The following is a 14,128-nucleotide window of genomic DNA, read 5'->3' as shown; positions in this document are numbered from 1 at the left end:
CATGCTGATTTCATCCAAACAACGACATAGTTTCTGGTTACCTCTTCCAGCCACTGAATAGTGATGTTAGGTTAGTGCCACGGATCTAGTCGCACCGCGGCCAAGGCTCGCGTGCGGAAGGGAGTCAGCATGGCACTACGCGCGGATTCTAACGGAATCGACGCTTCGCTCTATCGGAGAAACGGCTCGTGGAGCACCGCCCTCGTGGACGCATCGTTGGGAACCACTGCCGCCCAAGAAGCCGCAGATCGGCTTCCGGACGAAGTCGCCAAGCTGCTCAAGAGCCAGCAGGCACAGCCGGACGATGTCCAAGCACTGATCGGCGCACTGGAACCAGCCGAGGGCCTGCGAGCACCCGTAGCAAGATTCGTCGCCGTTCATGACGGCGAAGTCGTGCTCAACGAAATCATTCCAGGACTCAAGGTCCAAACTCCATCGGTGGATGTGGGTCCATTCCCGAACTTCACGGCGCTGGCTCGCGCTCGTGGCGGATCGTTCTCCTACCTCGTAGCCGAAGTCAGCAGGGACGGAGGTGAAGTGCACCTCTATAACACTGCGTCCCCTGAACGCCTTGGTAGCCGTGGCATTGTCGGATTGCCCGAGGAAATCCACCATGCGCGCAAGGTGCCCGGCGAATATGACCAGCCGAAGGCCCAGGCAGCCGCCGATGAGATGGTACGTCGAAATGCTGATGAGGTCGCCAGCCTAATCAGCGAGATGTCCACCGAGAACTACGTCCGTCTGGTCATTCTTTCCGGCGATATCAAGGCTCGTGAAATAGTGCTCGGGGCACTTCCGGTGGCACTGAAGGAATACGTAGAAGTCATCGACTCGCATACGCGTACCGGAGGTGCGGACGCCAAGCAGGTCGATGCCCAGATCACCAAGCTGGTGGAGGAGGTCAAAGCCAAGGATCTGGCTGAATTGGAGTCGAAGGTTGCCGCCCAGTCCGGCAACGGCCGAGCTCAATTGGCTGTCGGATTGAATGAAGTCGTCACTGCACTCCAATCGGCGCAAGCCGAAATGGTGCTGGTTGGGCAATACCAAAGCGAGCATACCCTGCGGGCCTTGAGCGCAGAACCGTGGATTGCCCATCAAGACGGAGATGACCATGCAGAATTGGTGGTCGGCGAGTGGCCAGCGCCGGAAGTGCTCTTGCGCGCGACCGCGCTGACGGACGCCAGCATCCGATACGTACCGGAATCGATGATCCCTGACGGAGCAGGAATCGCGGCCTTGCTGCGCTGGGCAAAGTCCTGAATAAGCACACTAGATGAAATTGCAGGAAACGAAACGATCCGCACAGGAGCTCCTGTGCGGATCGTTTTTTGCGCTTGAGCTGCGTGATGCCTAGCGGTCCGATGGGTCGGGTGCCCGAGGCGCTGGTGGGGAGTCCACCGGCGGGTTGCCGGCGTTCGGCTGCTGCTCTGGCCGATATGCCGGAGGAGCCCAGTATGGCTGGTTAGGGTGAAGCGACGGCTGGTTCATTTGCCATGGCTGCAGCATCGGACGGCGGTCTGCTACCGGGATCGGGCCAGCCGTGCGGGCGATGCCCTGCCTGTCCGCAAGCTTGACAAGCATGAAGGTCAACAGGGCCATGAAGCACACCGAGAAGACTAATGAAACCGGGTTGGATTCCGTGGCGTTCAGATCGACAACGCCCACTGCGCCGAGCAGGAACAAGAAGGTGTTGTTGATGATGTGCATGGCCATCGCCGCTTCCAGGCCGCCGGTGCGCCACGTCAGATAGCCTGCCGCGATAGCGAAGGCTGCCACATCGAGAAGCCCCCAGATGTCGTAGAGGTGGCCGATGGTGAACAGCGGCACCGGAAGCAGGATGGCGAACAAGGGATGCTTCAGCCAGCTGCCGATGACCTGCATGAACGCACCACGGAAGACGAGCTCTTCGGCTGCGCACTGGAACGGTGTCAAGAGGATAACCAGCAGGGCATAGAACAGCGGATCCGTGGGCAGGCTGCTGGCAGGCACGGGCTCGGACGCGCCAATTCCCACTGCGCCCAGCCCGAAGTTCACCCCGAAATACAAGGCGAACGAAACGGCGCTGGCAGCCAACGCCAGGCCGAACCATCGCCAGCGCAATTTGCCGGTGACCGAAATCAACAGGCCGACAGGCTTCGGCCCGATAAGCAAATAAGCGAAAAAGACCGCAGGGATCATGATGATCAATGAGGCCATGGTCATCGAGAAGTCCGTCGCCGATGCCATATTCAGCATTGGATCCATGAGGACTTGGTCGGGGGCCTCTTCCGGATTATCGGCAGCCCACGTCATCGGGTTCATGAGCAGTGCGGCGAACATCGCCAGCATTGCAATGAGCAAAGCTGCGAGGTAGAAGCCAATGCCGACGCCGGAGAACGCCAGCGGACGCCACCAGCGATAGTTCGCACTGCGTCTCATCAGGCGATGGAACGGATAGCTCATTTCACCTTCGGCGCCCTGCGGCGAGGGTGGCAAATTCATTGGCAAGCTCATGGTTCAATTCTCTCGTTCCGCGATGCTGGAAAGCATGAACCTTGGGGAGGATTTATCGCGTCATCCTTTTGAGCGTCCACGCACAGCGCGGGAAGACGCGGACTGCGTCCATATGAAACTCCCAGGGGCCAGCTCTTAGACTTGGTAAGGACGAATCGCCTTTATTGATTTGGAGCAGCGCCACGTGGGCCATCATCACCATGACGAACCGATTTTGCAGGATCCCAAGCGCCGACGGCGTGCCTCTATCATCCTTTGGGCTCTGCTTGCGCCCATAGGTGCTTTGGCCATGGTCATGGTCATCCTGTTGTGGCCGCAAGGCAACTACGACAAGTTCGCCCTCAACGGAGCCATGGATACTACCGGCGGAGCGACGATGGAAGTTGGCACCGTTACGCGCAGCGCCGTCCAGGATTGCCCTTCCTCCCAAGGGTTGGAAGAAGTAGGCGGCAAGGTGCTCGAATGCCAGGTCACCTATGTGATGCCCGAATCTGGTGGCGCTGAAATCCAGTTGGAGATCCCGCCGGAAATGCTGCAATCACGGGATGCGCGCGCGGGCGACAGCATTCGTTACCTAGATCTCTCCGCGGTCGACACCACCAGCGGTAGCCCGTACGTGTTCGTTGACTTCGTCCGGACATTGCCCATGGCCCTGCTGGCCATCGCCTACGGCGTGGTGGTGGTGCTCGTCGCCGGTTGGCGCGGCACCCGGGCCATGATCGGACTGATCGGCGGCATCGCCTTCATGATCGTCTTCATGGTTCCGGCCTTGCTTGAAGGCGGTAATCCGGTCTTGGTGGGACTCACGGGCTCCACCGCCATCATGTTCGTCGCGCTGTATTTCGCCCATGGACTTAACGCGAAGACATCCACAGCGCTGCTGGGAACGCTCTTCGGTCTAGCGGTGACGGCAGGGATGGTGCTCTGGTTGACCGATGCGGCCGCGTTGACCGGGGCCAATGATGAATCGGCAATCACCTTGTCGACGGTGGCCCCGCAAATATCCTTGCCCGGCTTGCTGATCTGCGGTGTACTGGTCGGCGGCATGGGTGTGCTCAATGACGTGACGATTACCCAATCGGCCACCGTGTGGGAATTGGCCGAGAGCTCGCCCAAGGCTTCTGCCAGGGAATTGTTCTTCCGGGGCATGCGCATAGGCCGCGATCATATCGCTTCGACTGTTTACACGATTGCTTTCGCCTATGCTGGTGCGGCCCTGCCAGTCCTGGCCATTGCCGCATTGAGCAACCAGAGCTTCGGGGTCACCCTGGGCTCCGGCGCCATGGCCGAAGAAGTCATCCGCATTCTGATCGGCTCCATTGGATTGGTCCTGGCAATTCCGGTAACGACGGCAATTGCGGTCATGGTCGTGAAGGCGACCGGCACCGGCGGTGCCCACGGCAAACGCTCCTTGCAACGCGTGGGTTCCGACTCCTAGGTGCGAACCATTCTCATATGTAATGTAGAATAGTTCTCAATAGCGATCCGATTTAGATGGAGACACCCATGAAGAACCACCGCTCGCTGCTCGCAGCGGCTGTCGCCCTGCCTGCTGCTGGACTGATCCTCGCCGGATGCGGTAGCAGCACAGCCAGCGAATCAACGGAAGCGGATTCTGCTGCGATCAGCGTAGTGGCCACGACGAACGTCTACGGACAGATCGCCCGTGCCATTGGCGGAGAAAGCGTGGAGGTCAGCGAGATCATCACTTCGGCTGCGCAGGATCCGCACTCCTACGAGCCAACCGCCCGAGATAAGCTGGCGATCTCCAATGCCTCGTTGGTGCTGGCTAATGGCGGAGGGTATGACCAGTTCATGGACTCCCTGGTTTCCTCGATTCCAGAAGGCAAGGCTGGCGAGATCACGCTCGTGCACGCGGTGGATTCCTCGCCGGTAGCCGAGGACTCGGAAGCAGCTGGGCATGAGGGTGAAAGCGCCGAAGAGCATGCGCAGCACGCCGAAGAGGATCCGCATGAGGGCCACGACCACGCGGCCTACAACGAGCACATCTGGTATGACCTGGAATCCATGGGCGAACTGGCTGATGCGCTGGCTGAATCCTTCGCAGAAGCCGATAGCGCCAACGCCGAGCAGTACCAACGGAATGCGGTTTCCTTCAACGAAGGAATCGACAAACTGGAGCAACAGCTCGAAACCGCGAAGCTGGATGGCAAGAGCTTCGTGATGACCGAGCCTGTACCGTTCCACCTGTTGCATGCTGCAGGCATGGAAGATGCCACCCCGGAAGGGCTGAGTGAAGCCATTGAAGAGGGCGAAGGCATTGCACCGATGACCATGAAGAAGGCCGAAGACCTTCTTTCCGCAGGCAATGCTGACGTACTTGCCTACAACGTGCAGACTGAAGGCAGTGAAACCAAGGCGCTGAGGAAGAGCGCAGAGCAGGGGCAGATCCCCGTGGTTGACTTTGCAGAAACCATCCAGGATGACTCCAGCTACCTCGACTGGATGGAATCCAACATTTCCGACTTGGCTTCCGCGATCAACGGCTAAACCTACGTAGACTAAATGCATGGCATTGTTCTCCTCCCAGATAACTGAAGCGACAGGAAAAGCACGCTCCCTCCTCGCGGAGCGGTCAGTCCGAGCAGAAATCGCCCACTTGGACCGGGGAATCGAACAAGCCGACCATGTGCTGTTCTTCGCCGAAGGCCCCGGCCAGTTCTACCAGCTCGGAGTCTGGCTGGGGACCTTTGAGCGGTTGGCTGCCCAGGGCCTGAGCATTGGAGTGGTGCTCATGGACGCCCTGAGCGCACGCCACGCGCTGGAAGCGACGACTCTGCCGATCATGTTCTCGCGTTCCATGGAACAGATCGAGAACAAGCTGCGCGAGTGGGATGCCAAATCCATCAACTATGTGAATAACGCCCAGCGGAACTTCACGATGCTGCGTTTCAATGGGCCGGCGCACATTCACCTGAACCACGGTGAAAGTGAAAAGGCGTCGATGGTCTCCAACCAGCTCAAGGCCTACGACTTCGCCTGCGTGGCGGGTGCCGCTGCGGTCGAGCGCATCACCGAAAGCATTGCCCGTTTCGACCCAACGCATCTGGTGCAGATCGGCCGCCCGCAGCTCGACAGCCTGGAATGGCCCGAGCCATCCGAGAAGATCCGGGTGCTCTACGCGCCGACATGGGAAGGCGATTCCCAGGCCATGGCCTACTCGTCCGTGGCCACATTGGGGGAGCGGATCCTCGCCCAGCTGAGTAACGATGAACGCTTCGACGTGCGTTTCCGACCTCATCCGAAGACCGGAGATGTTTCCGCTGAAGCGAAGAAGGCAGTCCTCGGCCTGAAGAGCAATTATGCCGCCACGTTGGACCCGATCGGCGATGCTGCGCAGTCATTGGTGTGGGCGGACGTGGCCATCTGCGACACCTCGGCGATGGCCTATGACGCGGTAGCGCTGAACATCCCGCTGCTGTTGTCGGGGGATCCCGAAAGCAAGCTCCATGCCGGGCTGCCATTGAACCAGCGGCTGGGCAACGCGAACGCCCTGGCCCAGAAGGTAGCTGACCTGGCCGCCTCGCCCGTGGCCGGGGCGCAAAAACAGCTGGCCCAGTACTTCTTTGCCACCACCGAACCGGGGGTGGCAACCAAGAAGCTGAACCAGCTGCTTTCCAGTCTCTAGTATTTCGCGCCTAGCGATGCTTGAAAACCGTATCCTGCCATTCACGGTGGGCACGGGGATCGTGGGAGATCATCACGTGCTTGACGTTGGTGTACTCATCGAAAGAATACTGGCTCATGTCCTTGCCCATGCCGGAAGCTTTGTAGCCGCCATGCGGCATGTCTGAAACGATCAGAATATGCTCGTTGATCCACACGCAACCGGCCTGGATCTCCGCGCTGGCACGCATCGCCCGGTCCACGTTCTTGGTCCATGCGCTCGCCGCCAGGCCATACGGGGTATCGTTAGCCAGTTCGATGGCCTCATCGTCGGTGCTGAACGGCAGAGCCACCAGAACCGGTCCGAACACTTCCTGCTGCACGATCTCCGAATCCTGGGCGGCTCCAACCACCAAGGTAGGACGGTAGAAGAAGCCATCGCCCTCAAGCTGACGGCCGCCAGCCAGTACCTGCGCTCCTTGATCCTTGGCCCGCTGGACCATCGAGGAGACCTTCTGCAGGTGCGCTTGGCTGATCATCGAGCCCATGTCGGTTTCGGGGTCGGTGGGATCTCCCACCACCATGGCCTCCATCAGCTCGGCCACACGGCTGGTGAACCGCTCGAAAACCGAGGAATGCACATAGGCGCGGGTGGCCGCGGTGCAATCCTGGCCTGAATTGATCGTCGAGCCGGCTACCGCACCGTGCGCGGCGGCTTCGATATCCGCATCATCGAAGACCACCAGCGGGGCCTTCCCACCGAGCTCCAGATGCACCCGGGTACCGCTCTCGGCGGCCATGGACATGATCTTCAGGCCCACCGTGGTGGAGCCGGTGAACGAGGTCATCTTCACCAGCTGGTGGCGCACTAACGGCGCACCGACGCTGGGACCGTCGCCAACCACAATATTGACCACCCCGTCAGGCAATCCTGCATCCTTGGCAGCCCGGGCAAAGAGCACAGAGGTGCCCGGGGTCAGCTCGCTGGGCTTGAGCACAATCGTGTTGCCGGCGGCGATCGCAGGCAGGATCTTCCATGCAGCCATCTGCAACGGGTAGTTCCAGGGGCTGATCGAGCCGATCACGCCGATGGCCTCCCGACGAATCATCGAGGTGGTGTTCCCGGCATAGTCCCCGGCGGCCAAGCCTTGCAGGTTGCGTGCGGCGCCAGCAAAGAAGTTCACGTTGTCGATGGAACCCGGCACATCGAACTGGGTGGACATGCGGATGCTCTTGCCGGTTTGCGCGGTCTCCACGGCGGCAATCTCATCGGCATGCTGCTCAAGTTCGCGGGCGAAGGCCAGCAGGTGGTCGGCACGCTCGCCCGGGGTGAGCTTGGACCAGGTTGTGAAGGCCTCGGCTGCCGCGTGCACTGCCTGGTCAACCTGCTCAAGGCTTGCGGTATCGACGTCCAGCAGCTTTTTCCCGGTGGCAGGATTCACGCGTTCCAGCACTGGGCCGAGCCCGCGGACTTGCTGGCCGTTGATGAACTGGTGTCCGAGGGAACTATCGTAGTAGGCCATGTGGATTCTCCTAGGGATGCTCAGAGGGTGAAGTAGATCTTGCGCAGGGTTTCGGTGACGGTCCAGAGCGTGCTCATGCCAGCATGAAGCCTGGCAACGCTGCCCGGAACCAGCCGGAGTTCCTGGGCGCCGAAGCCGCCGGCTTCCAGGATCTGCACGGTGGCGCGGCCGGAAAGCACAACAAAATATTCGTCGGATTCGATATCCCGCATGGCGCCGCCAGACATTTCCCAGATGCCGACTTCCGCATTCCCGAGGGTGCCCAGTACCGCATAGCCTGTGGTCGCGGGTGCCTGACCATCAGCCCGCTGGTCTTCGCCGATCGGTTCGTGGCTCAGCTCCACATCGCCGGCCTGGACCATACTGGCTCGAAGATCTTTGGACGACATCAGGAATCGAACCCCATTCCGATCTTGTCCATCAGCTTCAAGAAGGCTGAGCGCTCGCCGTGATTGCGGTCGGCTTTGGCCAGCTGGCTGGTCATGAGTTTCACGCCCACCCATGCGGCAGGCTCGGGAGGGAAAGGGATCGGCTTGGTGCGCACTAGTTCCAATTCGGTCAGCTCCGTCTTCTTCCCCGAGAGCAGATCCAGCATGACCTTGGCACCGAACCGCGTGGCGCCCACACCGAGGCCGGTGAAGCCTGCGCAGTAGGCGACCTTGCCGCCATAGGCCAGATCGAAGAACGTGAAGAATCGCGAGCAGGTATCGATGGCGCCACCCCATGCGTGGGAGAACTTCACATCCATCAGGTCCGGGAAGCTGCCGAAGAAATGCGCGGCCAGCTTTTCGAAGGTCCGCTGGTTGGTGTCGTAGCTGGAGCGGACCTTGCCGCCGAAATGGTAGACCGCGTCGTAGCCGCCGTAGAGAAGGCGGAAGTTCCCCTCGGCGTCGATGGTGGGGCGGGCATAGTGGAAGCGGTTGTTCAGATCTGCAAGGCCCACCATGTCCGCCCAGCCGATGGCTGTGCGCTGCTGGGCTGTGAGCGGTTCGGTCATCAGCGCGTAATCGTAGACCGGGATGACGCGTGCGCGGTGGCGCTTGAGCAGCGAGGGGAAGACGTTGGTGGCCAGGGCTACGCGCTGGGCGGTGATCTGGCCGTCGGCGGTGAGCACCTGGACCTGCGTGCCGGTATTCTCCATCTCCAAGGCGTGGGTGTGCTCGTAGAATTCAACGCCCAGTTCGCGGCACACGCGGGCCAGTTCCCAGACGAGCTTGGCCGGGTGGATCAGCGCGGTGGAATGATTGTCGCGGGAGCCGGCCAAGAAATCCGGGGAGTTGATCAGCTGCTTGACCGCGTCGGCGTCCAGGTAGTCGACGCCCGGGGCTTCAGCTTCCTCGGCCACCCAAGCGATCTGATGCTGCTCGGTGGCCACGTTGATCGAGCCTTGGCGGATGAAGTCCACGTCCATGGCGTAGCGCTGCACCGTTGCTTCGAACTCGTCGAGGTTCTGCGCCCCGAGCTCGGCGAGCAGCTCGTTTTCTTCCGGCAGGTGGTTTGCGCCGTTTGCTTCGCCGTGGACCAGCGATGCTTCACAGAATCCGCCATTGCGACCCGACGCGGCCCAGCCCAAGCACTGCCCCTCGATCAGCACCACTTTGCGGGAAGGATCCCGTTCCTTGGCTTGCAGCGCGGTCCATAATCCGGTGTAGCCGCCACCGATAACCAGCAGGTCGGTGGCGATTGACCCGTGCAGTGCCGGATGTGGAGTGGGGCGCTGGCTATTGTCCAGCCAGTAGCTGGTGCGCTTGGCATCTGCCAGTGCCCGGGCGATCAGGGCGGGGGAGACTTCGGCTTCATGCCTGTCGAACGTCAATTCATTGTTGGTGGCCATTGGTACTTTCCTCGAAGATAGCTGGTTCGGTGGACGCTATCGATGCAGGGGAACGACCAATGGTCCTTGCGGCTTTGCGGTCTGCTGGGCACCGAGGATGCCAGATGAGTGCCTGTCGGCGGTCAAGGCTATCCCTCTTCTCGGAAAAGTTGAACACAAATTGAATGTGATTCATTACTCATCTAAGCCCGTGCAACTCGGGGTTGTCAAGATCCGGAAGCAGGCAGAAACCCGGCCTTGAGAACAGCGGAGCGTTGCATTCAAGACCGGGTCTGGCTAGGCGGGAAGAGCCGCGGGTTCTGAGCTATCCGGTTGATCGGCACGGCGTGGGACGCTGCCTGCGGTGTGGCGGCTGAGCCAAGCGGCGCCGAACATCACGAGGAATTCGGCAGCCGCGATGCCCAGCATCACCGGCGCATGGTGCGTGACATGCCCCGCATGCGCTCCGTGATGGCCGGTGAACCAGGGCATCCCGATCACCATCGCCACGTGCGAAGCACCCATCAGCGCGCTCATCACCAGCAGGCTCATGGGAGAGCCGCCGCGCAGCACGCACCAGGAGCATTTGACGCACCAGACCGCCATTGCCAGCAAGGCCAGGGTCCCCCACAGCGTGTGCGGCAGCACTGTCAGCACCAGCAGGTGGGCCGCCGCCAGGCACAGCGAGCCGATGCCCAGCGCGCGGTGCCCGGCGGAAACCCTGGCAGTGAGACTAGTCGCCGCTGCCACAGCAGCCGTCGGATTCCGTAGTGGCACAGCAGCCGTGCTGGACCGGTGCCGGGACATCAAGCACAGGGGAGCGGTCGAAGAATCCTTCGGGGCGGATGGTGAATCCGACCTTGTCCACTGGCATCATCGGCCAGTCCTCGGTGCGCGGGAAGTGGGTCAGCGCGAAGGTGTGCCACAGGCTGATCTGCTCGCCATCGATGTTCTTGTCGTCCTCGATCCAGGAGCCGATGCCGTCAACGCCAGGGTTCTGGTTCACGAAGTCGCCGGTCGGGTAGCGCTGGCTGTCATGGCGCTTGGTCACCCACAGGGCCTTGGAAGCGAATTCCGCGCGGCGGTGGATGGAGGATCCCTCGGCGGCCAGCAGGGTCGGGAGTCCCTGGGACATCAGCTTGTAGCCTACCGGCTTGCCCAGGTAGTTCTGCTTCTCGGGGTTGGTGACCACCCAGGTGCGCCCGGCGGTCGGGTTGTTCTCGCGTACCGCCTGCTTTTCGGTGGCAAGCACAGCATGGCTGCGGGTAAAGGCGTTGCCGCGCGGATTCTCCTTGCTGATCGGCAGGCGGACGGCTTCTTCCTCGATGACGCGGCTCGGACCGCCATCCAACGCGAAGTCCAGGCGGGCGCCGAAGATGTGCTGGTGGAACGGCGCGGTCAGCCCCGGAGCCATCTCGGATGAGAAGCGCTCGTCGCCCATGGCCGAGGTGAACACGATGCCGGTGGCCTTGGCCTCGAATTCGATGGTGCCATCCAGGTAGAGGTACCAGTAGAAGCCATAGTCGTAGTTGCCCACGGTGCTGAAGAAGCTGATCACCAGGCGGCGGTTGCGCCGGGTGTACTTCACTCCGGACCAGTCATCGGCATGCTTGGAGAGGATCGAGGCGTCCTCCTCATGCATGCAGATGCCGTTGGCGATCGTCTGCGCATTGCCGTCGGCATCGGTGACCACCGGTGAGATGTAGTGGATTTCGCCCAAGCAGTCGCAGCCGAGCTCCAGGGAGTTGGCCAGGCGCCCGATGAGGTATTCGCCGGTGTCGAAGTAGTTCTGCCAGCTGCGTACCGGCGACGGATCCCCGTAGGGCACGACCATTTCCGCGATGGAGGCCCGGTCGGCTCCACCTCATACACATGCGCAGTGCCGTCCAATGCAGCGATTTCGGCTGCCAATCCTGCGCCATCGGCTAATACGGTGAAGTAGATGTGGTTCATGGTGACTTCGGGCCGATAGTTCGAGGGGAAACCGGGAGATAGCAGATCCCCGGGGCGCAATGCTGCCTTGGTGCCGTGGAAAAAGGTCCCTGGTCAAGATCCTGGCTCATGCGCACTGAGCTTAGCCGATGCACTGGCAGAGCGAAAGAGCAACCCAAACGTGCCCTGATTGCCGTTGCGGCTTTGCGGGATGCACCAGTCAGTGCACGTATATTGGAGATGAACCGGCCACCACCACTGGAGATCCCCGCGTGCCCATTTTGAACAAAGACATGTCCCTCTGCATTTCGCTCTCCGGGCGTCCATCGAATATCGGGACGCGTTTCCACAACTACCTGTATGACGAGCTCGGCCTGAACTTCATCTACAAGGCCTTCTCCACCGAGGACCTGCCAGGAGCAATCGCCGGGGTACGTGCCCTGGGCATTCGCGGCTGCTCGGTCTCGATGCCGTTCAAGGAAGAAGTCATGGAACTGGTAGACGAAATCGAGCCTTCTGCAGCTGCCATCGATTCGGTCAACACGATTGTGAATCACGGTGGCCGGCTCGTGGCATCGAATACCGACTTCGAGGCGATCGCCGCCCTGATTGCCCGCCATGGTTTGAATGCGCGCAGCAGCGTCCTGGTGCGCGGTTCCGGCGGCATGGCCAAGGCAGTGGTTGCCGCTTTCCGTGAGGCCGGATTCAGCGACGTGACGGTGCTGGCGCGCAATGAGCGCGCAGGCAAAGCGCTGGCCGCCAAGTATGGTTACCGCCACGCTTCGGCAGATCCGGTTCCGGGCCACCAGATCCTGGTCAACGTCACTCCGCTGGGCATGGACGGCGAGAACGCCGAAACGCTGTCGTTCACCGCTGAGCATATTGCTTCGGCACAAAGCGTCTTCGACGTGGTCGCCTTCCCCAGCCAGACGCCGCTGATCCGTGCCGCGCGAGACGCCGGCAAGCAGGTCATCACCGGAGCCGAGGTCATCGCGCTGCAAGCCGCGGCGCAGTTCGAGAAGTACACCGGGCACCCGCTGACCGAAGAACAAGTCCTGCGCGCGTCGGAGTTCTCACGGCAGTAGGAACGAGGCTACGGTTCCGCGCCAATTTCGGCAATTGCAGACGGAGTAGGTAGAAAACTTTCCAGTGACACGAATAAAGTGATTGGAACCAGCTGAACAGAGTCAAGGCAACAGAGGGGGTGGCCAGTTTGCGCGGCAAATTATCAACGCTCAAGGAAATGGAGTACGACAACTATTCAGCTTGGAAGCGCCACCGGCCGTGGATATTCCGTGTGGCTTCTGCCTTACTCTTCTTCTGCGCCAGTTGGTTGCTTCTGCTCAATGCGTTTTCGCTCACCAACACGATTGACAACACTGCCCTAGCCGGGATGGCTTTCGGCTCGATTATTCTGTTCGGTGTTGGACTCTTCTTCTTGATGACTTCGTTCGGGAAGATGCGACTTGCCTGGCGGGCATTTCGCCGTTCTAAGGGACACTACACGAAATCCGAAATGGTGATCGTGAATGAAAGAGCTGAGCTTGCGCGGGCACAGATTGCTGCCGCCCAGTTGGCGGGCGACCTTTATGACGGAACATGGCGACCTCAAGACCCGCCATGGGACGTTGTTACGGAGTCGAATGAACTTGTAATTTGCGCCGCCAACGCCAACTATGCGCGATTTTACGGTTCCGATGTCACCTACATGCAGAGTTCGGGATTCCTGATGGGGCATCCAACTTTCGTCGCAGTTGGCGTACTGGCTATGGCGTGGGGAAACAGAACGCGTCGTACTCAAGCCGAAGCGTTGGCAAAGGAACAGTGGCGTGAGCAGCAGGAGGTGTTAGCAGTGATCACGAATCACCGGGTGATCTGCCGACGCCAAGATGGCGTTTGGCTAAGCTTCTACTTCCACGGAGCCAGCAGCATGGACATCGACAGCTCAACGGGCACGATGATCATGCAGTTCCCGGATACCCAGCCGCTGATACTAGGAGGTACCGGTGGTTTATACGCTGCCGTAGCCGCAGTCTGGGCAGTACGTGGAGCACGTGGGTTGGAAGGACATCCAGGGCTTGCCTACCTGCGTTCTTTGGAAGAGGCTCCCAGCGCCTGACCGGTCAAGCAAGCAAGAGGGCCCGGCGCTTGCGCGCCGGGCCCTCACCGCTGGTCAGCTGCTAACCGCGCAGCACAACCTCAACTTCTTCCATCTGCTGTCCGGCAGGATATTGGCCGTTGAACAGCTTCGAGCCAGCCTCGGTGAGCACCGCCGAGAAACGGGTCTTGACCAACCCAAAAGCGTTCGAAACGCTGGTTTCGGTAAGCTCGGCAATGGCTACGCGCTCGCCGGCCTCGTCAATGGTGAGGGTGATGCGGTCATCGTGGTTCACGATGCGCGGCTCAATGAGATCCAGCTTCATCATGCCTCCGTGCCCGGAGAAGGAAACACGGCCGTTGAACCAGATTTCATTCTCCGGAACCTCGGTAGCGGAGGAGACAGGGAACGCCAACGCGTTGCCTGCCTGCCACACCCCGTTGGCGGCCTCGATGCGTCCGTCGGCGAGGGAAGAAATGTAGCTCACGAACGAAGCCTTCAGGCGCCATTCAAGATGCGGCTGGAACGGATCGCCTGCTGGCGCGCCACTTCCGATCATGGTCTTTTCCCTCCACAGGATATTGGCGTGAATAAATGCTGTGGTCAGTATTTCACACTGAAGTCAGATCCGGGTTCGCAGTT

At 60.7% G+C, this 14,128-nt stretch carries 12 protein-coding genes and 2 pseudogenes; 6 read left to right on the top strand and 8 right to left on the bottom strand.

Going from position 1 to position 14,128, the window contains the following annotated elements:
• Positions 1-129 precede the first annotated feature (129 nt).
• Positions 130-1,260, top strand: coding sequence for a baeRF2 domain-containing protein (locus tag JOE62_RS13960; protein ID WP_239543392.1), 1,131 nt, complete (start codon positions 130-132; stop codon positions 1,258-1,260).
• A gap of 90 nt (positions 1,261-1,350) precedes the next feature.
• On the opposite strand, the gene JOE62_RS13955 is transcribed toward JOE62_RS13960, so the two are convergent.
• Complete coding sequence (locus tag JOE62_RS13955) at positions 1,351-2,493, bottom strand: CPBP family intramembrane glutamic endopeptidase (protein ID WP_204722805.1); 1,143 nt, start codon at positions 2,491-2,493, stop codon at positions 1,351-1,353.
• A 289-nt stretch (positions 2,494-2,782) separates the two neighbouring features.
• On the opposite strand from JOE62_RS13955, the gene JOE62_RS13950 reads away from it, so the two are divergent.
• The 3 genes from JOE62_RS13950 to JOE62_RS13940 all read left to right on the top strand — a co-directional run bounded on the left by JOE62_RS13950 (position 2,783) and on the right by JOE62_RS13940 (position 6,142).
• Positions 2,783-3,931, top strand: coding sequence for a YibE/F family protein (locus JOE62_RS13950; RefSeq protein WP_239543390.1), 1,149 nt, complete (start codon positions 2,783-2,785; stop codon positions 3,929-3,931).
• Positions 3,932-3,999: 68 nt separating this feature from the next.
• Positions 4,000-5,004: a metal ABC transporter solute-binding protein, Zn/Mn family gene (locus tag JOE62_RS13945; RefSeq protein WP_204722804.1), complete on the top strand. Its 1,005-nt coding sequence runs from the start codon at positions 4,000-4,002 to the stop codon at positions 5,002-5,004.
• A gap of 109 nt (positions 5,005-5,113) precedes the next feature.
• Positions 5,114-6,142 carry a CDP-glycerol glycerophosphotransferase family protein gene (locus JOE62_RS13940; RefSeq protein ID WP_204722803.1) on the top strand — a complete coding sequence of 343 codons (1,029 nt, stop codon included), beginning with the start codon at positions 5,114-5,116 and terminating at the stop codon, positions 6,140-6,142.
• Positions 6,143-6,152: 10 nt separating this feature from the next.
• Here JOE62_RS13940 and JOE62_RS13935 read toward each other — a convergent pair whose 3' ends face one another.
• From JOE62_RS13935 to JOE62_RS16335, 6 genes and pseudogenes are all read right to left on the bottom strand, one after another.
• Positions 6,153-7,643 carry a gamma-aminobutyraldehyde dehydrogenase gene (locus JOE62_RS13935; RefSeq protein ID WP_204722802.1) on the bottom strand — a complete coding sequence of 497 codons (1,491 nt, stop codon included), beginning with the start codon at positions 7,641-7,643 and terminating at the stop codon, positions 6,153-6,155.
• A gap of 20 nt (positions 7,644-7,663) precedes the next feature.
• Entirely contained in the window at positions 7,664-8,032 is a 369-nt protein-coding gene (locus JOE62_RS13930; RefSeq protein ID WP_204722801.1) for a cupin domain-containing protein, read from the bottom strand.
• The gene (locus JOE62_RS13925) at positions 8,032-9,477 is read right to left on the bottom strand and encodes an NAD(P)/FAD-dependent oxidoreductase (protein ID WP_204722800.1); all 1,446 of its coding nucleotides are present in this window, start codon (positions 9,475-9,477) and stop codon (positions 8,032-8,034) included. The genes JOE62_RS13930 and JOE62_RS13925 overlap by 1 nt, the downstream gene beginning before the upstream one ends.
• A 276-nt stretch (positions 9,478-9,753) precedes the next feature.
• The gene (locus JOE62_RS13920) at positions 9,754-10,233 is read right to left on the bottom strand and encodes a hypothetical protein (RefSeq protein WP_204722799.1); all 480 of its coding nucleotides are present in this window, start codon (positions 10,231-10,233) and stop codon (positions 9,754-9,756) included.
• Positions 10,190-11,311 (bottom strand): annotated as a pseudogene (locus JOE62_RS13915) (copper amine oxidase); the annotation flags it as partial. The gene JOE62_RS13920 and the pseudogene JOE62_RS13915, both read right to left, overlap by 44 nt.
• A gap of 50 nt (positions 11,312-11,361) precedes the next feature.
• A pseudogene (locus JOE62_RS16335) lies at positions 11,362-11,469 on the bottom strand (NAD(+)--rifampin ADP-ribosyltransferase); the annotation flags it as partial.
• 191 nt (positions 11,470-11,660) lie between these two features.
• Between JOE62_RS16335 and JOE62_RS13905 the strand changes: the two are divergent.
• Positions 11,661-12,473 carry a shikimate 5-dehydrogenase gene (locus tag JOE62_RS13905; protein WP_204722798.1) on the top strand — a complete coding sequence of 271 codons (813 nt, stop codon included), beginning with the start codon at positions 11,661-11,663 and terminating at the stop codon, positions 12,471-12,473.
• Positions 12,474-12,592: 119 nt separating this feature from the next.
• Positions 12,593-13,507: a hypothetical protein gene (locus JOE62_RS13900; RefSeq protein WP_204722797.1), complete on the top strand. Its 915-nt coding sequence runs from the start codon at positions 12,593-12,595 to the stop codon at positions 13,505-13,507.
• A 61-nt stretch (positions 13,508-13,568) separates the two neighbouring features.
• Here the strand turns inward: JOE62_RS13900 and JOE62_RS13895 are convergent, their stop codons facing one another.
• Positions 13,569-14,045, bottom strand: coding sequence for an HtaA domain-containing protein (locus tag JOE62_RS13895; RefSeq protein WP_239543386.1), 477 nt, complete (start codon positions 14,043-14,045; stop codon positions 13,569-13,571).
• Positions 14,046-14,128: the final 83 nt, after the last annotated feature.

Origin of the sequence: Glutamicibacter nicotianae, from assembly GCF_016907615.1 — a bacterium.
Classification (GTDB): Bacteria; Actinomycetota; Actinomycetes; order Actinomycetales; family Micrococcaceae; genus Glutamicibacter; species Glutamicibacter nicotianae.
Note: the sequence above shows the minus strand (reverse complement) of the source record. Positions and strands in the feature narration are given on the sequence as shown.